Source organism: Kitasatospora sp. NPDC004799, assembly GCF_040609095.1.
Lineage (GTDB): Bacteria > Actinomycetota > Actinomycetes > Streptomycetales > Streptomycetaceae > Kitasatospora.
This window is the reverse complement of record NZ_JBEXJK010000080.1, coordinates 1-25,676: the sequence shown is the minus strand read 5'-3', so window position 1 is coordinate 25,676 and position 25,676 is coordinate 1. Positions and strand designations below refer to the sequence as shown.

At 75.2% G+C, this 25,676-nt stretch carries 3 protein-coding genes; all 3 read right to left on the bottom strand.

Annotation, left to right across the window (positions count from 1 at the left end; genetic code table 11):
• On the bottom strand, positions 1 to 4,437 hold a 4,437-nt coding region (locus ABZW03_RS13345), incomplete at its 3' end, for a beta-ketoacyl synthase N-terminal-like domain-containing protein (protein WP_355256105.1).
• Entirely contained in the window at positions 4,434 to 24,788 is a 20,355-nt protein-coding gene (locus tag ABZW03_RS13340) for a type I polyketide synthase (protein WP_355256102.1), read from the bottom strand. The genes ABZW03_RS13345 and ABZW03_RS13340, both read right to left, overlap by 4 nt.
• Before the next feature lie 26 nt (positions 24,789 to 24,814).
• The coding region (locus ABZW03_RS13335; protein ID WP_355256099.1) for a beta-ketoacyl reductase at positions 24,815 to 25,676 on the bottom strand (862 nt) is incomplete at its 5' end.

The following is a 25,676-nucleotide window of genomic DNA, read 5'->3' as shown; positions in this document are numbered from 1 at the left end:
GGCACCCAGCTCGGCCAGCTCCCGCCGCAGCTCCGGCCAGCCGTCGGCGGCCGGGCCGCGCCGCCCGACCAGCAGCAGGCGGCGGGCGCCGTACCGGGTCACCAGGTGGCGCGCCACCAGGGCGCCGAGCGAACCGGTGGCGCCGGTCACCAGCACCGTGCCCTCCGGATCCAGGGCCGGCAGGTCGGTGCCGCCCGCGGCCCGGGCCAGCCGGGGCGCGTACGCCCGTCCGGCGCGCAGCGACAGCTGGGGCTCCCCGCCGTCCAGCGCGCCCGGCAGGGCGGTGAGCTGCCGCGGCCCGTCCGCCGGGTCGAGGTCCAGCAGCACCAGGCGGTCGGGGTGCTCGGACTGCGCCGAGCGCAGCAGGCCCCACAGGGCGGCGGCGGCCGGGTCGGCGACGTCCTCGCCCGGGTGCGCGACGGCGCCCCTGGTCACCAGGACCAGGCGGGTGCGGGCGAGGCGCTCGTCGGCCAGCCAGGCCTGGGCCAGCGCCAGCGCGAAGCAGGCCGCGTCGCGGGCCGCCGTCCGCAGGTCCGCGGTGGCGGGCTCGGTCGCCCAGGGGACGAGGACCGTTCCCGGGGCCTCGGCGCCGCCGTCCAGGGCTGCCAGCAGGTCCGGCAGGCCCGCGAACTCGTCGACCGGCCCGACGGCGGCGCGCAGCTCCTCCGCGAGGCCGAGCCGGTCCCGGCCGACCAGCGCCCAGCCGGACGGGCGGTCGGACGGGCTGTCGGAGGACTCGGCGGGGGCGGGGCCGGCCGGGGCGGGCAGCGCGGTCCAGTCCAGGGCGAACAGCGCGTCGGCCGCACCGTCGCCGGCCGTCAGGGCGCCGGGGGCGAGCGGGCGCAGGGCCAGCGACTCGACCGCGCCGACGGGGCGGCCGTCGGTGTCGGAGAGGGCCAGCGAGACGGCGTCCGGACCGGCGGCCGTCAGCCGCACCCGCAGGGCGTCGGCGCCCGAGGCGTGGAGCTCGACGCCGGTCCAGGCGAACGGCAGGTGGGCGCCGTCGGCCGCGACGAACCCGCCCAGGCCCACGGCCTGCACGGCCGCGTCCAGGAGGGCCGGGTGCAGCCCGAAGGAGCGCGCGTCCCCGCTGACGGCCTCGGGCAGCCCGGCCTCGGCGAACACCTCACCGCCCCGGCGCCAGGCGGCCCGCAGACCGCGGAAGGCCGGGCCGTAGCCGAAGCCGGCGGCCGCCATGTCGGCCCGGAAGCCCTCCACGTCCAGCGCCTCGGCGCCCGCCGGCGGCCAGGCACCGTCGGCGTCCGCGACCGGCGCGGACGGCAGCGCCGCCGAGACCACGCCCGAGGCGTGGCGCGTCCAGGGGCCGTCCTCGCCCGCGCTCTCGGCGCGCGAGTGGACGGTCACCGCGCGGCGGCCCTCCCCGTCCGCCGTGCCCACCCAGACCTGGACCTGCGTACCGCCGGACTCCGGCAGCACCAGCGGGGCCTCCAGCGTCAGCTCGTCCAGCCGCGAGCAGCCGGCCTGGTCGCCGGCCCGCACCGCCAGCTCGACGAAGGCCGTGCCGGGCAGGATCACGGTGCCGGCCACCGCGTGATCGGCCAGCCACGGGTGCGCGTGCGCCGACAGCCGGCCGGTGAACAGCACGCCGTCCGCGCCCGCCACCGAGACCGCCGCGCCCAGCAGCGGATGGCCGGCGGGGCTCTGGCCCAGGCCGATCGGGCTGCCCGGCGGCACGGCCGGCGGGTGGAGCCAGAAGTGCTCGCGCTGGAAGGGGTAGGTGGGCAGGTCGGTGCGGCGGGCGCCGGTGCCGGCGAACACCGCGTGCCAGTCGACGTCGGAGCCGTGGACGTGGGCGGTGGCCAGGGCCGTCAGCACGGTCTGCGCCTCGGGGCGGCCGGAGCGCAGCGCGGGGGCGAAGTCGCCCTGCTCGACGCACTCCTGGGCCATGGCCGACAGGACGCCGTCGGGGCCCAGTTCGAGGCAGGTGGTGACGCCCTGGGCCTCCAGGGTCCGCATGCCGTCCAGGAACCGGACGGCCTCGCGGACGTGGCGCACCCAGTAATCGGGCGAGCACAGCTCCTCGGCCGTCGCAACCTCGCCCGTGACGTTGGAGACGACCGGGATGCGCGGCGCCGAGAAGGTCAGGCCTGCGGCGACCCTGCGGAAGTCCGCCAGCATCCCGTCCATCTGCGGGGAGTGGAACGCGTGCGAGACGTTGAGACGCTTGGTCTTCTCGAACTGCCCGGCGATCGCCAGGACTTCGGATTCGCTGCCCGAAATCACGGTGGCGGTCGGCCCGTTGACCGCGGCGATGCTCACGCCGCCGGTCAGCAGCGGCAGGACCTCGGCCTCGGCGGCCTTGACGGCCACCATCGCACCACCGGCCGGCAGCGCCTGCATCAGCCGGCCCCGGGCCGCCACCAGCGTGACGGCGTCGTCGAGCGAGAGCACGCCCGCCACGTGCGCGGCGGCCAGCTCACCGATCGAGTGGCCGACCAGGAAGTCCGGGCGCACACCCCAGCTCTCGTACAGCCGGAACAGCGCCACCTCGACCGCGAACAGCGCGAGCTGCGTGAACTCGGTACGCGCCAGCACCTCGGCGTCCTCGCCGAACACGGCGTCCTTCAGGGGAATTTCCGTACGTTCGCAGACCGCGTCGAAGACCTGCGCGAACACCGGGTACGCCTCGTACAGCTCCCGGCCCGTCCCCGGCCGCTGACTCCCCTGGCCCGTGAACAGGAACGCCGTCCGCCCCTCGCCGCTCACTCCGGTGACCGCACCGGCGGCGGGTCGGCCGTCCGCCAACGCCCGCACTCCGGCGAGGAGTTCGTCACGGTCGCGGCCGACGACGACCGCCCGGTTCTCGTGCTGTGCCCGGCCGGTGGCCAGGGAGTACGCGACGTCGAGCGGAGCGTCCGCCCCTCCGTCCAGCCGCGTCAGCAGCCGTCCGGCCTGCTCCCGCAGCGCGCCCTCCGTCCGGCCCGAGAGCACCCACGGCAGCACGGCCGGGGCGGCCGGGGCCTCGCCGGGCTCCGCGTCCGGCGCGGGGGCCTGCTCCAGGACGACGTGGGCGTTGGTGCCGCTGAAGCCGAAGGAGGACACGCCCGCGCGGCGCGGCGCGCCGGTCTCGGGCCACGGCCGGGCCTCGGTCAGCAGCTCGACGGCGCCGGAGGCCCAGTCGATGTGCGGGGACGGCTCCTCGGCGTGCAGGGTCCGCGGGAGCACCCCGGCCCGCATGGCGAGCACCATCTTCATGACGCCGCCGACGCCGGCCGCCGCCTGGGTGTGGCCGATGTTCGACTTGAGCGAGCCGAGCCACAGCGGGTCCCCGGCACGGTGCTGCCCGTAGGTCTCCAGCAGGGCCTGGGCCTCGATCGGGTCCCCGAGGGTGGTGCCGGTGCCGTGCGCCTCGACCGCGTCCACCTGGTCGGAGGTGAGACGGGCGTCGGCGAGGGCCTGGCGGATGACGCGCTGCTGCGACGGCCCGTTGGGGGCGGTGAGCCCACTGCTGGCACCGTCCTGGTTGATCGCGCTGCCGCGCACCACGGCGAGCACCGGGTGCCCGTTGCGCTGCGCGTCGGACAGCCGCTCCAGCAGCAGCATGCCCGCGCCCTCGGCCCAGCCGGTGCCGTCGGCGTCCGCCGAGAAGGCCTTGCACCGGCCGTCGCGGGCGAGGCCGCGCTGGCGGCTGAAGTCGATAAAGGCGCCGGGGGTGGCCATCACCGTGACGCCGCCGGCCAGCGCGAGGGTGCACTCCTGGCGGCGCAGCGCCCGGACGGCCCAGTGCAGGGCGACCAGGGAGGAGGAGCAGGCCGTGTCGACGGTGACCGCCGGGCCCTCCAGACCGAGGGTGTAGGCGACCCGGCCGGAGGCGATGCTGCCCGAGCTGCCGGTGCCGAGGTAGCCCTCGACGCCCTCCGGCACCACGGACAGCCGGGCGGCGTAGTCGTGGTACATCACGCCGGCGAACACGCCGGTCGCGCTGCCGCGCAGCGTCCCGGGGTCGATGCCGGCCCGCTCGATGGCCTCCCAGGAGGTCTCCAGGAGCAGCCGCTGCTGCGGGTCCATGGCCAGGGCCTCGCGCGGCGAGATCCCGAAGAAGGCCGGGTCGAACTCGCCCGCCCCGTACAGGAACCCGCCCTCCCGGGTGACCGAGGTGCCGGGACGGTCCGGGTCCGGGGAGTAGAGCGCGTCGAGGTCCCAGCCGCGGTCGGTCGGGAACGCCGACACGCCGTCGCCGCCGGCGGCGACCAGCTCCCACAGGTCCTCGGGCGAGGCGACGCCACCCGGGTAGCGGCAGCTCATCGCCACGATCGCGATGGGCTCCTGATCCGCCGCCTCCACCTCGCGCAGCCGCAACCGCGTCTGGTGCAGGTCCGCGGTCACCCGCTTGAGGTAGTCGCGAAGCTTGTCCTCATTCACCACGGTGCTCCCCCGTCCGGAAGTTGTCACAAAGTCGCATACGCACGAGGTCAGAGCCCCAGCTCGTTGTCGATGAAGTCGAAGAGGTCGTCGTCACTGGCCTCGCCGAGCCGTTCGGCGACGGCCTCGCCGTCCCCCGGTCCGGGCGTCCCCCACGCGGCGAGCAGGGCCTGCAGTCGGGCGGTCAGACCGGCCCGGGCCGCGTCGTCCAGCGGGCCGGACTCCCGGGCCGCCTCCAACGCCGCCTCCAACCGGCCGAGTTCACCGAACACCGGCTCGGCGCCGCCCGGTCCGGCGGCCAGCAGCACACCGACCAGGTGCCCGGCCAGGGCGGCGGGGCTCGGGTGGTCGAACAGCAGCGTGGCCGGCAGCTGCAGGCCGGTCGCGGCGCCGAGCCGGTTGCGCAGCTCGACCGCGGTCAGCGAGTCGAAGCCCTGCTCCAGGAAGCCGCGCCCGGGGGCCACCGCGTCGGGGCCCGGGTGGCCGAGCACCGCCGCACCCTGCGCCCGGACCAGGTCGAGCAGGATCCGCTCCCGCTCCTCCGGCTCCGCGGCCGCGAGCCGCTGCCGCAGCGCGTCGGCGGCGTCGCCCGAGGCGTCCACCGTGCGCCGGGCGGCCGCCGGGACCAGGGCCCGCAGCACGGCCGGCACCGCGGCACCGGCGGACCGGGCCCGCAGCACCCGCGGGTCCAGGGCGATCGGCACCAGCACCGGCTCGCCCCCGGCCAGCGCCCGGTCGAACAGCGCCAGCCCCTGCGGCCCGGTCAGCGCCGAGACCCCGCCCTGGGCCATCCGGCGCGTCCCCGCGCCCTCCAACCGGGCGGCCATCCCGCCGGACTGCTCCCAGAGCCCCCAGGCGAGCGAGGTGGCCGGCAGCCCGTGGGCCCTCCGGTGCTGCGCGAGCGCGTCGAGGAAGGCGTTGGCCGCCGCGTAGTTCGCCTGGCCGGCGTTGCCCAGCGTACCCGCCGCCGAGGAGAACAGGACGAAGGAGTCCAGCTCCTGATCCTTCGTCAGTTCGTGCAGGTGGAGCGCGGCGTCGACCTTGGGCCGCAGCACCGCGTCCAGCCGCTCGGGCGTGAGCGAGCCGATCACGCCGTCGGCGAGCACCCCGGCCGTGTGCACCACCGCCGTGAGCGGGTGCGCGGCGGGGACGGCGGCGAGCACCTTCCCCAGCGCCTCCCGGTCGGCCGCGTCGCAGGCCGCGAAGGTGACCGTCGCGCCGAGGGCGGTGAGCTCCTCGGCCAGCTCCCGCGCCCCGTCCGCGGCGGCACCGCGGCGGCTGAGCAGGAGCAGGTGGCGCGCCCCGTGCCCGGCCACCAGGTGCCGGGCGATCAGGCCGCCGAGCGCGCCGGTGGCGCCGGTGAGCAGCACGGTCCCGTCCGGGTTCGGGGCCTTCGACGGCCCGCCCGCGGCCCCGGCCGCAGCCCCGGCCCGGACCAGCCGCGGCACCAGCAACCCGCCGCCGCGTACGGCCAGTTGCGGCTCCTCGCTCGCCAGGGCGGCGGGCAGCGCCCGGGCGGAGGCCGCCGTGCCGTCCAGGTCGACCAGGACGAACCGCCCCGGGTGCTCCGACTGCGCGGACCGCACCAGCCCCCAGACCGTGGCGGCACCCGGGTCCGGCACGGTGTCACCCTCGGCAGCGGCCGTCGCGCCCCGGGTGAGCAGCACCAGGCGGGTGCCGGCGAAGCGCTCCTCGGCGAGGAACGCCTGCACCAGCGTCAGCACCCGGAGGGCGGCGACGCGGGCGTCGTCGGCGCGGTCCGCCTGGAGGCCCTGGTGCGGGCCGTCGGCCTCGCAGGTGAGCAGCAGGACGTCGGGCGCGGCGGCCTCCAGCAGGCCGAACAGGTCGGCGTGGTGCTCCGGCACGACACCGGCGGCCGCCAGCGCCCCGGCCACGCCGAAGGCGTCCTCGCCCAGCAGCGCCCACCGGCCCCCGGCAGCGGCCGAGTCGAGGCCGTCGGCCGCCGGAGCCGACCAGGCCAGCCGGAACAGCGCGTCCTGGTGGGCCGTGCTCCCCGCCCCGGCGAGCTGCTCCCGGTCCACCGGGCGCAGCACCAGCGAGTCCACCGTCGCCACCGGACGGCCGGCGGTGTCGGCGACGGTCAGCGCGACCGCGTCACGGCCCGCCGCCGCCAGCCGCACCCGCAGTGCGGCGGCACCGGAGGCGTGCAGGGCCACCCCGCTCCAGGAGAACGGCAGCAGACCGTCGCCGGCCCGGTCCACCAGGGCGCCCAGCCCGATCGCGTGCAGGGCGGCGTCCAGCAGCGCCGGGTGCAGGCCGAACGCCGCGGCCTGGCCGGCCGCCTCCTCCGGGAGGGCGACCTCGGCGAACACCTCCCCGCCGCGCCGCCAGGCGGCCCGCAGGCCCCGGAACACCGGGCCGTAGCCGAACCCGGCCTCGGCCAGGCCCTCGTACCAGCCGTCGACGGCCACCGCCTCGGCCCCGGTCTGCGGCCAGTCCGCGAGGGCGTCTTCCGTCGGCGCGCCCACGGCCGCCGCGGTCAGCACACCGGTCGCGTGCCGCGTCCACGGGGAGTCCGTCGACCCGCGGTCCGGGCGCGAGTGGACGCTCACCGGGCGGCGCCCGTCCCCGTCCGCGCCGCCGACCAGCACCTGAACGGCGACCCCGCCCAGCTCGGGCAGCACCAGCGGCGCCGCCAGGGTCAGCTCCTCCAGGCCCGCGCAGCCGACCTCGTCCGCCGCGCGCAGCACCAGCTCGACGAACGCCGTGCCGGGCAGGATGACCGTGCCGGCGACCGCGTGCTCCGCCAGCCAGGGGTGGGTGAGGCGCGACAGGCTGCCGGTGAACAGGTGGCCGTCGCCGTCGGCCAGGGCCACCGCCGCGCCGAGCAGCGGGTGGTCCGTCCGCCCGAGCCCGAAGGCCGTCGCGTCCCCGGCCCGGCGGGCACCGACCGGCGGCCAGTAGCGCTCGCGCTGGAAGGGGTAGGTGGGCAGGTCGGTGCGGCGGGCGCCGGTGCCGGCGAAGAAGGCCGACCAGTCGACGCCCGCGCCGTGGGCGTGGGCGGTGGCCAGGGCCGTCAGCGCGGTCTGCGCCTCGGGGCGGCCGGAGCGCAGCGCCGGGGCGAAGTCGCCCTGCTCGACGCACTCCTGGGCCATGGCCGACAGGACGCCGTCGGGGCCCAGTTCGAGGTAGGTGGTGACGCCCTGGGCCTCCAGGGTCCGCATGCCGTCGAGGAACCGGACGGCCTGGCGGACGTGCCGGACCCAGTAGTCGGGCGAGCACAGGTCCTCGGCGGTGGCGACCTCGCCCGTGACGTTGGAGACGAGCGGGATGACCGGCTCGGCGTACGTCAGCCCCTCGGCGACGTTGCGGAAGTCCTCCAGCATGGCGTCCATCAGCGGGGAGTGGAAGGCGTGCGAGACGTTGAGCCGCTTGGTCTTCTCGAACTGCGCTGCGATCGCCAGGACTTCGGACTCCTCGCCCGAAATCACCGTGGACGTCGGCCCGTTGACCGCCGCGATGCCCACGTTGTCGGTCAGCAGCGGCAGGACCTCGGCCTCGGCGGCCTTCACCGCCACCATCGCACCGCCCTCGGGCAGCGCCTGCATCAGCCGGCCGCGCGCCGCGACCAGGGTGACCGCGTCGTCCAGCGAGAGCACGCCCGCCACGTGGGCGGCGGCGAGTTCGCCGACCGAGTGCCCGACCAGGACATCCGGGCGCACCCCCCAGCTCTCGTACAGCCGGAACAGCGCCACCTCGACCGCGAACAGCGCGAGCTGGGTGAACTCGGTACGCGCCAGCAGCTCGGCATCCTCGCCGAACACGACCTCCTTCAGGGGAAGTTCAGCACGCTCGCAGACCGCGTCGAAGGCCTGCGCGAACACCGGGTACGCCTCGTACAGCTCCCGGCCCATCCCCGGCCGCTGACTCCCCTGGCCCGTGAACAGGAACGCCAGCCTGCCGGAATCGGCCACGCCCTGGACCAGGCCGTCCGCGAACTCGCCCCGGGCGAGCGCGGCGAGGGCACGCCGTACCCCGTCCCGGTCGGCCGCCGTCACCACCGCGCGGTGGTCGAAGCGACCCCGCGCGACCGCGAGTGAGAAGGCGGTGTCCATCGGGTCGCCCGCCTCCTCCAGGCGGGCACGCAGGCGGAGCGCCTGGTCCCGCAGGGCGGCCTCGGTGCGGCCGGACAGCACCCACGGCAGCGGGCGGTCGCCGCTCTCGGCCTTGGGAGCGTCCTGCGGTTCGGTGGCGGGGGCCTGTTCGATGACGGCGTGGGCGTTGGTGCCGCTGAACCCGAAGGAGGAGACGGCCGCCCGGCGCGGACGGCCGGTCTCCGGCCAGGGCCGCGCCTCGGTCAGCAGCTCGACCGCGCCCGACGTCCAGTCGATGCGCGGGGACGGTTCGTTGACGTGCAGGGTCTGCGGCAGCACGCCGTGCTGCATCGCCATGACCATCTTGATGATGCCGCCGACACCGGCCGCCGCCTGGGTGTGCCCGATGTTGGACTTCAACGAGCCCAGCCAGAGCGGCTCTTCGCCGCTGCGCTCCTGCCCGTACGTGGCGAGCAGCGCCTGCGCCTCGATCGGGTCGCCGAGGGTGGTGCCCGTGCCGTGTGCCTCGACCACGTCGACCTGGTCGGAGGTGAGGCGGGCGTTGGCGAGGGCCTGCCGGATGACCCGCTGCTGGGCGGGGCCGTTCGGCGCGGTGAGGCCGTTGCTGGCACCGTCCTGGTTGATCGCGGAGCCGCGCACCACGGCCAGCACCTGGTGGCCGTGGCGCTGCGCGTCCGACAGCCGCTCCAGGAGCAGCATGCCGACGCCCTCCGACCAGCCGGTCCCGTCCGCGTCGTCCGAGAACGCCTTGCAGCGCCCGTCGGCCGAGAGCCCGCGCTGACGGCTGAACTCGACGAACGCGGCCGGGGTGGACATCACCGTCACGCCGCCGGCGAGCGCCATCGTGCACTCGCCGCTGCGCAGCGCCTGGATCGCCCAGTGCAGGGCGACGAGGGAGGAGGAGCAGGCGGTGTCGACCGTGACCGCCGGGCCCTCCAGCCCGAAGGTGTAGGCCAGCCGGCCGGAGACCACGCTGCCCGCGTTGCCCGTGCCCAGGTGGCCCTCGACGTCCTCCTCCGCGTTCGCCAGCAGCGAGGTGTAGTCGTGGTACATCACGCCGGCGAACACGCCGGTCGCGGTGCCGCGCAGTGTCGCCGGGTCGATGCCGGCCCGCTCGAAGGTCTCCCAGGACGTCTCCAGCAGCAGGCGCTGCTGCGGGTCCATGGTGACCGCCTCACGCGGCGAGATGCCGAAGAAGGCGGCGTCGAAGCGGCCCGCGTCGTGCAGGAAGCCGCCCTCGCGGGTGTAGCTCGTGCCCAGGTGCTCCGGGTCCGGGTGGTAGAGGGCGTCGAGGTCCCAGCCGCGGTCGGTCGGGAACAGCGAGATCCCGTCACCGCCCTGCGCGACCAGGCGCCACAGGTCCTCGGGCGACTGGACGCCGCCCGGGTAGCGGCAGGCCATGCCGACGATCGCGATCGGGTCGTCCTCGCCGACCACCGCCACCGGGACCGCCGAGGCCACGACCGGCGCCTCGCCCACCAACTCGTCCCGGACGAAGTCCGCCAGGACGGACGGCGTCGGGTAGTCGAACACCAGCGTCGCCGGCAGCCGCAGACCGGTCACGGCATTCATGCGGTTGCGCAGCTCGACGGCCGTCAGCGAGTCGAAGCCCAGCTCACGGAAGGCGCGCGTCAGGTCCACGGCCTCGACCGAACCGTAGCCCAGCACCTCCGCGACCTGGGTACGCACCACCTCGCGCACCGCCTCGTCCCGACGCGCCGCCGACAGGCCGAGCAGGCGCTCGGCCAGCCCACCCGCACCGGCGCTACCGGCTCCGGCGGCCGCCGTCCGGCGGCGCGGTGCGCGCACCAGCGCGCGCAGCAGCGGCGGGACCTCGCCCGTGCCGACCATCGCGGCCGCGTCCAGGTGCATCGGCACCACCAGCGCGCGGTCGGTGGTCAGCGCGCGGTCGAACAGCGCCAGACCCTCCTGCGAGCGCAGCGGCGCGACACCCGCGCGGGCCAGCCGGCGGACATCGGCCTCGCCGAGGGTGGTGGCCATGCCGCCGTCCTCCGCCCACAGGCCCCAGGCCAGCGACGTACCGGGCAGGCCCTGCGAGCGTCGGCGGGCGGCGAGGGCGTCCAGGAACGCGTTCGCCGCCGCGTAGTTGCCCTGCCCCGCCGCACCGAACACACCGGATACCGAGGAGAAGAGCACGAACGCCGACAGGTCCATCCCGGCCGTCAGCTCATCGAGGATCACCGCCGCGTCCACCTTCGGACGCAGCACGGCCTCCAGACGCTCCGGGGTCAGCGACGACACCACCCCGTCGTCCAGCACACCCGCCGTGTGGACGACCGCACTCAGCGACCGGCCCTCCAGCAGCCCGGCGACCGCGTCACGATCGGCGACGTCACACGCGACGATCTCGACCCCGGCGCCCAACTCGGTCAGTTCGTCCCGCAGTTCGACCGCGCCCGGCGCGTCCAGGCCACGGCGACTGGTCAGCAGCAGACTCCGCACCCCGTGCTCGACCACGAGGTGGCGGGCGACGAGAGAGCCAAGACCGCCCGTGCCGCCCGTGACGAGCACGGTTCCCTCACCGAGAGACACCTCACCACCGGACCCGGCGGCCCGCACGAGACGCGGCGCGAACGCCACACCCTCGCGCACCGCCACCTGCGGCTCACCGCACTCGAAGACGTCTCGCGGCAGCTCGGCGCCCGCCTCCAGATCCAGCAGCAGGAACCGGTCCGGGTTCTCCGACTGCGCGGAGCGCACCAGACCCCACACCACCGACTGCGCCAGACCCTCGACAGTCTCCCGCGCGTCCACGGCCACAGCGCCGCGCGTCACGACCACCAGACGCGAAGCGGCGAACCGCTCCTCCGCCAACCAGCCCTGCACCAGCTCCAGCGCCCGGGACGCAGCGGCGTGCACATCACCGGCCGCACCGAACTCCACCGCCACCAACGACGGCACACTCTCGCCCAACTCACCGAGATCACCCACGAGAACGACCTCGGAGGCCTCGCCCGGCACGATCTCCGCCCAGTCCACACCGAACAGCGACTCGCCACCACCGGCACCCGCCGCCGCCAACTGCCCGGCCGCCACCGGCCGCAGAGCCAGCGACTCCACCGAACCCACCGGCCGGCCCTCGGCATCCGCCAGCGTCAGCGACACCGCATCCGCACCAGCGGCCGTCAGCCGCACCCGCAGGACGTCGGCGCCCGAGGCGTGGAGCTCGACACCGGTCCACGCGAACGGCAGGTGCGCTTGGCCGTCCGCCCGGACGAACCCGCCCAGACCCACGGCCTGCACCGCCGCATCCAGCAGCGCCGGGTGCAGCCCGAACGAACGGGCATCCCCCGCCACCGACTCCGGCAACGCCACCTCTGCGAACACCTCACCACCACGACGCCAGGCCGCCCGCAGACCCTGGAACGCCGGCCCGTACCCGAGCCCCGCCTCCGCCAGACCCGCCGCGAAGGCCTCCACGTCCACCGCCTCGGCACCCGCCGGCGGCCACTCCACCAGACCCTCACCCTGGGCCGGCGACACCTCCGCCAACATGCCCGAGGCATGGCGGACCCACTCCGAGGCGCCATCGGCCCGACCGTGCACCGCCACCGAACGACGCCCGTCGGCATCGGCCGCGCCCACCGTCACCTGGACCTGCACACCACCCGACACCGGAAGCACCAACGGCACCTCCAACATCAGCTCCTCCACCGACGAGCAACCCACCTGGTCACCCGCCCGCACCGCCAGCTCCACGAAGCCGGTCCCGGGAACGATCACCGAACCCAGCACCACGTGATCCGCCAGCCACGGATGCGACTCCACCGACAACCGACCCGTGAACAGGAACCCGTCCGCATCCGCCAACGACACACCCGCACCCAGCAACGGATGATCCGCCGCACTCAGACCGGCCGCCGTCATGTCTCCGGCCGCTGCCGGGACGTGGAGCCAGAAGCTCTCGTGCTCGAAGGCGTACGTCGGCAGGTCGACCCGGCGGGCGCCGACCTGCGAGGTCAGGCTGTGCCAGTCGACGGCAGCGCCGTTCACGAAGGCCGTCGCCAGCGCGGCCACCGCCGTACGCGGCTCCGGACGCTCGGCGCGCAGCACGGGCGCGAACACGCCCTGCTCGACGCACTCCTGGCCCATCGCCGACAGCACACCGTCCGGACCCAGCTCCACGAAGGTGGAGACGCCCTCGGCCTCCAGGGTCCGCATGCCGTCCACGAACCGGACGGCCTGGCGGACGTGGCGCACCCAGTACTCCGGCGAGCACAGCTCCTCGGCCGTCGCGACCTCGCCGGTCACGTTGGAGACGACCGGGATGCGCGGCGCCGAGAAGGTCAGGCCCTCGGCGATGCGACGGAAATCGTCCAGCATCCCGTCCATCAGCGGGGAGTGGAACGCGTGCGAAACGTCCAGCCGCTTCGACTTCTCGAACTGCCCGGCAATCGCCAGGACTTCGGACTCCTCACCCGAAATCACCACCGACGTCGGCCCGTTGACCGCAGCGACGCTCACCTGAGCGGTCAGCAGCGGCAGCACCTCGGCCTCCGCAGCCCTCACCGCCACCATCGCACCACCCTCGGGCAGCGCCTGCATCAGCCGGCCACGCGCCGCGACGAGGGCGACAGCGTCGTCCAGCGACAACACACCCGCCACATGCGCGGCCGCCAGCTCACCCACCGAGTGCCCGACCAGGAAGTCCGGACGCACACCCCAGCTCTCGAACAGCCGGAACAGCGCCACCTCAACGGCGAACAACGCCACCTGCGTGAACTCGGTCCGAGCCAACACCACCGCGTCCTCGCCGACCACGACCTCCTTCAGCGGAAGTTCAGCACGCTCGCAGACCGCGTCGAAGGCCTCCGCGAACACCGGGAAGGCGTCGTACAGCTCACGCCCCATCCCGAGCCGCTGACTCCCCTGCCCCGTGAACAGGAACGCCAGCTTCCCGCCCGACACCGCGCCGTGCACCACGTGCGGGTCGGACTGGCCGTCGGCCAGGGCCCGGAGGCCGGAGACCAGGGTGTCCCGGTCCCCGCCGAGGACGACGGCCCGCTGCTCCATGACCGTGCGGGTGGTCACCAGCGAGTGCGCGACGTCCGCCACCGCGACCTCGGCGTCCGCTGCCACCAGCGCGTGCAGGCGCTCGGCCTGGCCGCGCAGGGCGAGCGCCCCGCGTGCCGTGACGACGAACGGCGTGACGGCGGCCGGAGTGTCGCGCGGCTCGACGACGACCGTGGCCGCCCGCGTCTCCGCCGGGGCCTGTTCGATGATGGTGTGGGCGTTGGTGCCGCTGATGCCGAAGGAGGAGACGGCCGCCCGGCGCGGACGCCCCGTCTCCGGCCACGGCCGGGCCTCGGTCAGCAGCTCGACCGCACCCGCGCTCCAGTCGATGTGCGGGGACGGTTCGTCGACGTGCAGGGTCTGCGGCAGCACCCCGGCCCGGATCGCCATCACCATCTTGATGACGCCCGCCACGCCGGCGGCGGCCTGCGTGTGCCCGAGGTTGGACTTCAACGAGCCCAGCCAGAGCGGCTCTTCGCCGTCGCGCTCCTGCCCGTACGTGGCCAGCAGCGCCTGCGCCTCGATCGGGTCGCCGAGCGAGGTACCGGTGCCGTGCGCCTCGACCACGTCGATCTGGTCGGAGGTGAGGCGGGCGTTGGCGAGGGCCTGGCGGATGACCCGCTGCTGCGACGGCCCGTTGGGGGCGGTGAGGCCGTTGCTGGCGCCGTCCTGGTTGACAGCCGAGCCGCGCATGACGGCCAGCACCCGGTGGCCGTTGCGCTGCGCGTCGGACAGCCGCTCGACGAGCAGCATGCCGACGCCCTCGGACCAGCCGGTCCCGTCCGCCGCCGCGGCGAAGGACTTGCAGCGTCCGTCGGCCGCCAGGCCGCGCTGCTTGCTGAACTCGATGAAGGTGCCGGGGGTGGCCATGACGGTCACGCCGCCCGCGAGGGCCATCGTACACTCACCGTTGCGCAGCGCCTGCGCGGCCAGGTGGAGCGCGACCAGGGAGGAGGAGCAGGCCGTGTCGACGGTGACCGCCGGGCCCTCCAGCCCGAAGGTGTAGGCCAGCCGGCCGGACAGGACGCTGCCCGCGTTGCCGGTGCCCAGGTACCCCTCGACCTCCTCGGGGATGGTCTGCAGGCGCGCGGCGTAGTCGTGGTACATCACGCCGGCGAACACGCCGGTCGCGCTGCCGCGCAGCGTCGCCGGGTCGATGCCGGCCCGTTCGAAGGCCTCCCAGGACGTCTCCAGCAGCAGCCGCTGCTGCGGGTCCATCGCCAGCGCCTCACGCGGGCTGATGCCGAAGAACACCGGGTCGAACGCGTCGGCGTCGTGCAGGAAGCCGCCCTCACGGGTGTACGTCGTGCCCGAGCGGACGGAGTCCGGGTCGAAGAGACCGTCGACGTCCCAGCCGCGGTTGGTCGGGAAGAACGAGATGCCGTCGCCGCCGTCGAGCACGAGCTGCCAGAGGTCCTCGGGCGACTGGACGCCGCCCGGGTAGCGGCAGGCCATGCCGACGATCGCGATCGGCTCGTCGTCCCCGGCGGAGGCCGTCCGGGCCTTGACGACCGCGGTGGCCGCGGCCGGGGCGAGGTGGCCGAGCAGTTCGGCGTGCAGGTGGTCGGACAGCGCGGTCGGGTTCGGGTAGTCGAAGACCAGCGTGGCCGGCAGCCGCAGGCCGGTGGCCGCGTTGAGGCGGTTGCGCAGCTCGACGGCGGTCAGCGAGTCGAAGCCCAGCTCACGGAAGGCCCGGTTCGCGTCCACCGCGTCGGCGGACGGGTAGCCCAGGGCCGTCGCGGCGTTGTCTCGGACCAGGTCCAGCAGGGCGCGGTGCTGCTCCTCGGCCGGCAGGGCGCTCAGCTGCCCCACCAGCGTGGCGGCGGAACCGCTGCTGACGGCGACCTTGCGGCGGCGGGGCGCACGCACCAGCGCGCGCAGCAGCGACGGGACGTCACCCGAACCGACCATCGCGGCCGCGTCCAGGTGCATCGGCACCACCAGCGCACGGTCGATGGTCAGCGCGCGGTCGAACAGGGCCAGACCCTCCTGGGAGCGCAGCGGGGCGACACCCGCGCGGGCCAGGCGCCGGATGTCCGCGTCGCTCAGGGCGGCGGACATGCCGCCGTCCTCGGCCCACAGGCCCCAGGCCAGGGACGTGCCCGGCAGGCCGTTGGCCCGTCGGCGGGCGGCGAGGGCGTCCAGGAACGCGTTCGCCGCCGCGTAGTTGCCCTGACCCGCCGCACCGAACACACCGGACGCCGAGGAGAAGAGCACGAACGCCGACAGGTCCATCCCGGCCGTCAGCTCATCGAGGATCACCGCCGCATCCACCTTCGGACGCAGCACGGCCTCCAGCCGCTCCGGGGTCAGCGACGACACCACACCGTCGTCCAGCACACCCGCCGTGTGGACGACCACGCTCAGTGCGTGCTCGGCCAGCAGGTCGGCCACGGCCTGCCGGTCACTCACATCACAGGCCGCAATGGCGACCTGTGCACCGAGCCCGGTCAGTTCATCCCGCAGGTCGATCGCGCCCGGCGCGTCCAGGCCACGGCGGCTGGTCAGCAGCAGGCTCCGCACGCCGAGGTCGGCCACCAGGTGCCGGGCCACCAACGAGCCCAGACCGCCCGTGCCACCAGTAACCAGCACCGTGCCCTCGCCCAGCGACACTTCGCCACCGGACCCGGCGGCCCGGACGAGACGCGGCGCGAACGCCACGCCCCCGCGCACCGCGACCTGCGACTCTCCGCACTCGAAGACGTCTCGCGGCAGCTCGGCGCCCGCCTCCAGGTCCAGCAGCACGAACCGGTCCGGGTTCTCCGACTGCGCGGAGCGCACCAGACCCCACACCACCGACTGCGCCAGGCCCTCGACAGTCTCCCGCCCGTCGACGGCCACTGCGCCACGCGTCACGACCACCAGCCGCGAAGCCGCGAACCGCTCCTCCGCCAACCAGCCCTGCACCAGCTCCAGCGCCCGAACCGCAGCGGTGTGCACATCACCGGCCGCACCGAACTCCACCGCCACCAACGACGGCACACTCTCGCCCAACTCACCGAGATCACCCACGAGAACGACCTCGGAGGCCTCGCCCGGCACGATCTGCGCCCAGTCCACACCGAACAGCGACTCGGCGCCACGACTGCCCGCCGCCGCCAACTGCCCGGCCACCACCGGCCGCAGAGCCAGCGAATCCACTGCACCCACCGGCCGGCCCTCGGCATCCGCCAGCGTCAGCGACACCGCATCCGTCCCGGCGGCCGCCAGCCGTACCCGCAGCGCACCCGCGCCCGAGGCGACGAGCGACACACCCGACCACGCGAACGGAAGACGACCCGCCCCCGCATCCGACACCAAACCGCCGAGACCGACCGCGTGCAACGCCGCATCCAGCAAAGCCGGGTGCAGACCGAACCCGGCCGCCTCCCCCGCCACCGCCTCCGGCAACGCCACCTCGGCGAACACCTCACCGCCACGACGCCACGCCGCCCGCAGACCCTGGAACACCGGGCCGTACCCGAACCCGACGCCCTCCATCGCGCCGTAGAAACCGTCCAGATCCACCGCCTCGGCACCCGCCGGCGGCCACTCCACCAGACCCTCACCCTCGGCCGACGAACCCTCCGCCAACACACCCGAGACATGACGGGTCCAGACGCCGTCCTCGCCGGCACTCTCGGCCCGCGAGTGGACGGTCACCGAATGACGGCCCTCGCCGTCCGCCGTACCCACCCGGACCTGAACCTGCACACCACCGGACTCCGGCAGCACGAGCGGAGCCTCCAGCGTCAGCTCCTCCACCGACGAGCAACCCACCTGGTCACCCGCCCGCACCGCCAGCTCCACGAAACCGGTCCCCGGAACGATCACCGAACCCAGCACCACGTGATCCGCCAGCCACGGATGCGACTCCACCGACAACCGACCCGTGAACAGGAACCCGTCCGCATCCGCCAACGACACACCCGCACCCAGCAACGGATGATCCGCCGCACCCAGGCCCAGCGACGCGATCTCGCCCAGCCAGCCCGACGCCACCGCCGGCCAGTACCGCTCGCGCTGGAACGCGTACGTCGGCAGCTCAACCCGCCGAGCACCCGATCCGGCGAAGAACGAGGTCAGGTCCAGCTCGGCGCCGTTGACGTGCGCGACCGCCAGAGCGGTGACTGCGGACGGCACCTCCGCGCGGTCGCGGCGCAGCGAGGCGGTGAACTCACCGCCGTCGAGGCACTCCTGGCCCATGGCCGACAGCACGCCGTCCGGGCCCAGCTCGACGAAGGTGGTGACGCCCTCGGCTTCGAGCGTCCGCATGCCGTCCAGGAACCGGACGGCCTGGCGGACGTGCCGCACCCAGTACTCGGGCGAGCACAGCTCCTCGGCCGTCGCAACCTCGCCGGTCACGTTGGAGACCACCGCGATCTGCGGAGCCGCGTACGTCAGGCCCTCGGCGACGCGACGGAAGTCCGCCAACATGCCGTCCATCAACGGCGAGTGGAACGCGTGCGAGACGGTCAGACGCTTGGTCTTCCCGAACTGCGCAGCAATGGCCAAAACTTCGGACTCCTCGCCCGAAATCACCACCGACGTCAGACCGTTGACCGCCGCGACGCTCACGCCACCGGTCAGCAGCGGCAGCACCTCGGCCTCCGCAGCCTTGACCGCGACCATCGCACCACCCTCGGGCAGCGCCTGCATCAGCCGACCACGCGCCGCGACGAGGGCGACAGCGTCGTCCAGGGTGAGGACGCCCGCCACGTGCGCGGCCACCAACTCACCGATCGAGTGCCCGACCAGGAAGTCCGGGCGCACCCCCCAGCTCTCGTACAGCCGGAACAGCGCCACCTCAACGGCGAACAACGCCACCTGCGTGAACTCGGTCCGAGCCAATACCGCCGGGTCGTCACCGAACACCGCTTCCCGCAGCGGCAGTTCCACCCGCGCACACACCGCGTCGAACGCGTCGGCGAACACCGGGAAGGCGTCGTACAGCTCACGCCCCATCCCCGGCCGCTGACTCCCCTGCCCCGTGAACAGGAACGCCAGCTTCCCGCCCGCGGCCACGCCCCGGACGAGTCCGGGCCGGTCCGTCTGCTCGACCAGGGCGGTCAGGCCGTCCAGGAGGGCGGTACGGCTGTCGCCGAGCAGGACGGCGCGGTGCTCGTGGTGGGTGCGGGTGGCGGCGAGGGAGTAGGCGAGGTCCGCGACCGAGAGGTCCGGCCGGGCCTGCAGGTGGGCGCGGAGGCGGCCGGCCTGCGCGGCGAGGGCGGCCTCGCTACGGCCCGACAGGGCCCAGAGCGCGGGCTCGGAGCCGCGCGACGGCGCCGTCCCCTCATCCGTCCCGGCAGGCTCGACGGCGGCCTGCTCGAGGATGACGTGGGCGTTGGTGCCGCTCATGCCGAAGGAGGAGATACCGGCCCGGCGCGGCGCACCGGTCACGGGCCAGTCGCGGGCCTCGGTGAGCAGCGCGACGGCCCCGGAGGACCAGTCGACGTGCGGAGTGGGCTCGTCCACGTGCAGGGTCCGCGGCAGCACGCCGTGCTGCATCGCCATGACCATCTTGATCACGCCACCGACGCCGGAGGCCGACTGGGTGTGCCCGAGGTTGGACTTCAACGAGCCCAGCCAGAGCGGCTCTTCGCCGCCGCGCTCCTGCCCGTACGTGGCGAGCAGCGCCTGCGCCTCGATCGGGTCGCCCAGCCGGGTACCCGTCCCGTGCGCCTCCACCGCGTCGACCTCACCGGCGGTCAGGCCGGCGTTGGCGAGGGCCTGCCGGATGACGCGCTGCTGCGCGGGGCCGTTCGGCGCCGTCAGGCCGTTGCTCGCACCGTCCTGGTTGATCGCCGAACCGCGCACGACGGCGAGCACGGGGTGCCCGTGGCGCTGCGCGTCGGAGAGGCGCTCCAGCAGGAGCATGCCCGCGCCCTCGCCCCAGCCCGTGCCGTCCGCGGCGGCCGCGAACGGCTTGCAGCGGCCGTCCGCCGCCAGTCCGCCCTGCTTGCTGAACTCCACGAAGGTGCCGGGGGTGGACATCACGACGACACCGCCGGCGAGCGCCATCGTGCACTCGCCGTTGCGCAGCGCCTGGGCCGCCAGGTGGAGCGCCACCAGCGAGGAGGAGCAGGCGGTGTCGACGGTGACCGCCGGGCCCTCCAGCCCGAAGGTGTAGGCCAGGCGGCCGGAGACGACGCTGGCGGCGGTGCCGGTGGCGAGGTGTCCCTCGGTCGACTCCTGCCCGGCCAGCAGGGCGGCGTAGTCCTGGCTGTTGGTGCCGGCGAAGACGCCGGTCGCCGTGCCGCGCAGCGAGGCGGGGGTGATGCCGGCCCGTTCGAGGGCCTCCCAGGAGGTCTCCAGCAGCAGGCGCTGCTGCGGGTCCATCGCCAGCGCCTCGCGCGGGCTGATGCCGAAGAACGCCGGGTCGAACTCGCTCGCGCCGTGGAGGAATCCGCCGGTGCGCGCGTAGGAGGTGTCCGGTCGGCCGCCGAGGGCGCCGCCCAGGCCGCGGAGGTCCCAGCCGCGGTCGGTCGGGAAGTCCCCGACGGCGTCGGTGCCGTCGAGCACGAGCTGCCAGAGGTCCTCGGGCGACTGGACACCGCCGGGGTAGCGGCAGGCCATGCCGACGATGGCGATCGGCTCGTCGTCGGCGGCCGTGCGGACGGCGGGTGCGTCCGGCTCGGCGTCGAGGGTGCCGGTGCCGAGGAGTTCGGCGCCGAGGTGGGCGCCGAGGGCCGCGGCGGTGGGGTGGTCGAAGACCAGGGTGGCGGGCAGGCTCAGGCCGGTGGCCGCGTTCAGGCGGTTGCGCAGCTCGACGGCGGTCAGCGAGTCGAAGCCGAGGTCCTTGAAGGCCCGCGCGGGGTCGACGGCGTCCGCGCCGGCGTGTCCGAGGACGGCGGCGACGGCGTCGCGCACCAGCTCCTCCAGGACGCGGCCGCGGTCCAGCGGGGAGAGGCCCGCGACGCGCGCGGCCCAGGGGGAGACGGCCTCGGCCGGGCCGTCATCCCGGGTGGCGGCGGCCGGCAGGCGGCGGACGTCCGGGAGGTCCGCGATCAGCGGGCGCGCGCGGAGCGCGGTGAAGGCGGGGGCGAAGCGCGCCCAGTCCACGTCGGCGACGGTCAGCGCGGTCTCGTCGTGGTCGAGGGCGTGCGCCAGGGCGGCGATCGCCAGCTCGGGGGCCATCACGGGCAGGCCGCGGCGGCGCAGCTGCTCCTCCGCGTCGTCCTCGGCGGCCATGCCGCCGTCCGCCCAGGGGCCCCAGGCGATCGCCGTCGCGGCCAGGCCGCGGGCGCGGCGCGCCTCGGCCAGGGCGTCCAGGTAGGCGTTGGCGGCCGCGTAGGCGGCCTGGCCGCCGCTGCCCCAGACGCCGGAGATCGAGGAGAAGAGGACGAAGGCGTCCAGCTCGGTGTCGCCGAGCAGCTCGTCCAGGTGGGCGGCGCCGCCGACCTTGGCGGCCAGGACGTCGGCGAACTCCTCGGGCCGCGCGTCGGGGAGCAGCGCCAGGTGGTTGACGCCGGCGGTGTGGACGACGGCGTTCACGGGGTGCTCGGCCAGCAGCGCCGCGACGGCCGTACGGTCGGCGACGTCGCAGGCCGCGACGGTCACCCGGACACCCAGGGCGGTCAGCTCGTCCCGCAGCTCGACCGCGCCCGGGACGTCCAGGCCCCGACGGCCGGCCAGCACCAGGTGCTCGGCACCGTTGCCCGCCAGCCACCGCGCCACGTGCGCGCCCAGCGCCCCCGTCCCACCCGTGACCAGCACCGTGCCGCGCGGCGACCACGCACCGGCCACCGCACCCGCAGCCGACGCCGACGCACGGACCAGACGGCGGACGAACACGCCCGACGCCCGCACCGCGACCTGGTCCTCGCCACCGACACCCGCCAGCACGGCCACCAGACGACCCTGCGCACGCCCGTCCAGCACCTCGGGCAGGTCCACCAGACCGCCCCAGCGCTCCGGCGCCTCCAGGGCCACCACCCGGCCCAGACCCCACACCTGCGCCTGCACCGCGGCCCGCACCCGGTCCGCGCGACCGGTCGACACCGCACCCGACGTCGCCAGCCACAGCGGCGCCACGACACCCGCGTCACCCAGCGCCTGCACCAGGGCGAGGCTGTCGGCCAGCCCGGCGGTCAGCACGGAGTGCTCGGGGTGGGATCCGGCGCCCAGCGCGAGCAGCGACAGCACGCCGCCCAGCGCGGCCGGGTCCGCCACGGCGTCGCGCAGCCGCTCGGCCAGCGCGTCCCGGCCGGGCCCGCCCGCGGGGACGGGGAGCCGGAGGACGTGTGCGCCGCCTCTCTCCAGGGCCCCGGCGACGGCGCCGGTCCAGGTGTCCTCGGGCCCGCCGTCCGGGTGGACGAGCAGCCAGGTGCCGGTGAGGGCACCGGACGGCAGGTCGGTCAGCGGGTTCCACACGGTGCGGTAGCGCCAGCCGTCCACGGTGGAGCGGGCGCGGCGCCGCCGGTGCCAGTGCGAGAGGACGGGCAGGGCGGGCGCGAGCGCGTCCGCCGAGGCGTCCAGGTCGTCCGAGTCCAGGTCCAGGGCGGTGGCGAGCGAGCGGAGGTCCTGTTGCTCGACGGCCTCCCAGAACGCCGAGTCCGCGCCGTCGGCCGGGGCGGACACGCCCTCGGCGGACGTCGGCACGGCGGTGCGGCCGGTCTCCAGCCAGAACCACTCGTGCTGGAAGGCGTAGGTCGGCAGGTCGACGGGCCGGGTGTCCGGGCCGACGAGGAGAGCCCGCCAGTCGACCGCCGCGCCGTGCACGTACGCGGTGGCGAGCGCGGTCAGCGCGGTCCGGACCTCGGGGCGCCCGGCCCGCAGGGCGGGGACGAAGACGCCGCCCTCGCCCAGTGCGGACAGGACGCCGTCCGGGCCGAGCTCGACGAAGACGGAGACGCCCTGGGCCTCCAGCGTCCGCATGCCGTCGGCGAAGCGGACGGCCTGGCGGACGTGCCGGACCCAGTACTCGGGGGAGCACAGCTCCTCGGCGGTCGCGAGTTCACCGGTCACGTTGGAGACGACCGGGATGCGCGGCGCCGAGAAGGCCAGGCCCTCGGCGACGCGGCGGAACTCCGCCAACATGCCGTCCATCAGCGGCGAGTGGAACGCGTGCGAGACGTTGAGCCGCTTGGTCTTCTCAAACTGACCGGCGATCGCCAGGACTTCGGACTCGTCGCCCGAAATCACCACGGACGTCGGCCCGTTGACCGCCGCGATGCTCACGCCGTCGGTCAGCAGCGGCAGCACCTCGGCCTCGGCCGCCTTGACCGCCACCATCGCGCCACCCTCGGGCAGCGCCTGCATCAGCCGGCCACGCGCCGCCACCAGAGCCACCGCGTCGTCCAGCGACAGCACACCCGCCACGTGCGCGGCGGACAGCTCACCGATCGAGTGCCCGACCAGGAAGTCCGGCCGCACCCCCCAGCTCTCGAACAGCCGGAACAGCGCCACCTCAACCGCGAACAGCGCCGGCTGCGTGAACTCGGTCCGGGACAGCACCGAAGCATCCTCGCCGAACACCGCCTCCTTCAGCGGCAGTTCCACCCGAGCGCACACCGCGTCGAAGGCCTCCGCGAACACCGGGAAGGCCTCGTACAGCTCACGCCCCATCCCGAGCCGCTGACTCCCCTGCCCCGTGAACAGGAACGCCGTCCGCGCCTCGTCCGCCGTCCCGCGCGCCGCCACCGGGTCGTCCGACCCCTCGGCGAAGGCGTGCAGCGCTCGCTCGGCCGCGTCCGGGCCGTCGACCAGCAGCACCGCCCGGTGTTCCAGGGAGGCCCGCGACGCCGCCAACGAGGCGGCCACGGAGGCCGAGTGGGCCTCGGGGTGCGCACCGATGTGGTCGCCGAGGCGCCGGGCCTGGGCGCGCAGCGCCTTCTCGGTGCGCGCGGACAAGACCCACGGGACGGGCCCGGCGGCCGGGAGCGCGCCGGGGCCGGCGGCGGGGCCGGGCTCGTCGGTGTCGGCGGCCGGGGCGGCCTCGACGACGGCGTGCGCGTTGGTGCCGCTGACGCCGAACGCGGACACGCCGGCCCGGCGCGGGTGCCCGGTCTCCGGCCAGTCCCTGGCCTCGGTCAACAGCTCGACCGCGCCCGCCTCCCAGTCCACCTTCGGCGACGGCTCGTCCACGTGCAGGGTCTTCGGCAGCACCCCGGCCCGGATCGCCAGGACCATCTTCATCACGCCCGCCACGCCGGCGGCGGCCTGGGTGTGCCCGAGGTTCGACTTGAGCGAGCCGAGCCACAGCGGCTGCCCCTCCGGCCGGTCCTGGCCGTAGGTGGCGAGCAGCGCCTGCGCCTCGATCGGGTCGCCGAGGACCGTGCCGGTGCCGTGCGCCTCGACCGCGTCGACCTGGTCGCCGGTGAGGCGGGCGTTGGCGAGGGCCTGGCGGATGACCCGCTGCTGGGCGGGGCCGTTGGGGGCGGTGAGGCCGTTGCTGGCACCGTCCTGGTTGACGGCGGTGCCGCGCACCACGGCCAGCACCGGGTGCCCGAGGCGGCGGGCGTCGGACAGCCGCTCCAGCAGGAGGATGCCGACGCCCTCGGACCAGCCGGTGCCGTCGGCGCCCGCCGCGAAGGACTTGCAGCGGCCGTCGGCGGCCAGGCCGCGCTGGCGGCTGAACTCGATGAAGGTGTCGGGCGTGGCCATCACGGTCACGCCGCCGGCGAGGGCGAGCGAGCACTCGCCGCCGCGCAGCGACTGGACGGCCAGGTGCAGGGCGACCAGCGAGGACGAGCACGCGGTGTCGACGGTGACGGCCGGTCCCTCCAGGCCGAAGGAGTACGCGAGGCGGCCGGAGACCACGCTGCCGGCGTTGCCGGTCAGCAGGTGCCCCTCCAGGCCCTCGGGCACCTCGCGGAGCGACGAGGCGTAGCCCGAGGAGGCGGCGCCGACGAAGACGCCGGCCTGGCTGCCCTTCAGCGCGACCGGGTCGATGCCCGCCCGTTCGAAGGCCTCCCAGGAGGTCTCCAGCAGCAGCCGCTGCTGCGGGTCCATGGCCAGCGCCTCACGCGGCGAGATCCCGAAGAAGTCCGCGTCGAAGCGGCCCGCGTCGGCGAGGAAACCGCCCTCGCGGGAGTAGGTGGTCCCGTGGTTCGCCGGGTCCGGGTGGTAGACGCCCTCGGTGTCCCAACCGCGGTCCTCGGGGAACACCGAGATCGCGTCCGCGCCGTCGGCGACCAGCCGCCACAGCTCCTCGGGGGTGCGCACCCCGCCGGGGAAGCGGCAGCTCATCGCGACGATCGCGATCGGCTCCCGGGAGGCGGCCTGGAGGTGCCGGTTCTGCTGCCGGAGTCGCTCGGTCTCCTTCAGGGACGCCCGAAGCGCCTCAAGCATCTTGTCGTTGGACGAGGCCATCATGAGCTCCACACTTCTCGCGAAAATCGTCAGGAATCGGAATCGGTGTTCTCGAACGCCATCTGGATCAGGCTGTCGACGTCCATGTCGTCGATGGCCGCCGCGCCCTCCTCTCCGTCCGAGCCGTCCGATTCCTGGACGTCGTCGTGCAAACCGGCGATATCCAGCAGGGTTTCCAGCACTCCGGCCTCCCGGAGTCGGGACAGCGGGACCGTGGCCAGCGCCTGGCGGATCCGCGCCTCCCCGCCCTCGGGGCCGGCCGCGTCACCGCCCGCCGGGAACAGTTCCGCGGTGAGGTGTTCGGCGAGCGCCCTCGGCGTGGGGTGGTCGAAGACCAGCGTGGCCGGGAGGCGGTGGCCGGTGGCCGCGGTGAGCTGGTTCCGCAGCTCGACCGCGGTGAGGGAGTCGAATCCGAGGTCCTTGAACGAGCGGTCGGCCTTCACCTCGGCCGCCGAGGCGTGCCCGAGGGCCTCCGCGACGGTGCCGCGGACCAGGTCGAGCAGCGACTGCCGCCGCTCCCCGTCGGTCAACCCGCCGAGCCGGGCGCGCAGTTCGGCCGCCGCGTCGTCGGCCCCGCCACCCTGGCCGCCCTCACCGGCCTGACCGGCCGCCAGGGCCGACTGGACCTCCGGCAGGTCCCCGATCAGCGGGCTCCGCCGCAGCGCGGTGTAGCCGGGGGCGAAGCGCTCCCAGTCGACGTCGGCCACGGTGACCGCCGGCTGTCCGCCGCCGATCGCCCCGGCCAGCGCCTCGGTCGCCAACTCCTGCGCCATGCCGTGCAGTCCACGACGACGCAGCTGCTCCTCCGCGTCGGCCTCGGCCGCCATCCCGGAGCCCGCCCAGGGGCCCCAGGCGATCGCCGTCGCGGCCAGGCCGCGGGCGCGGCGCGCC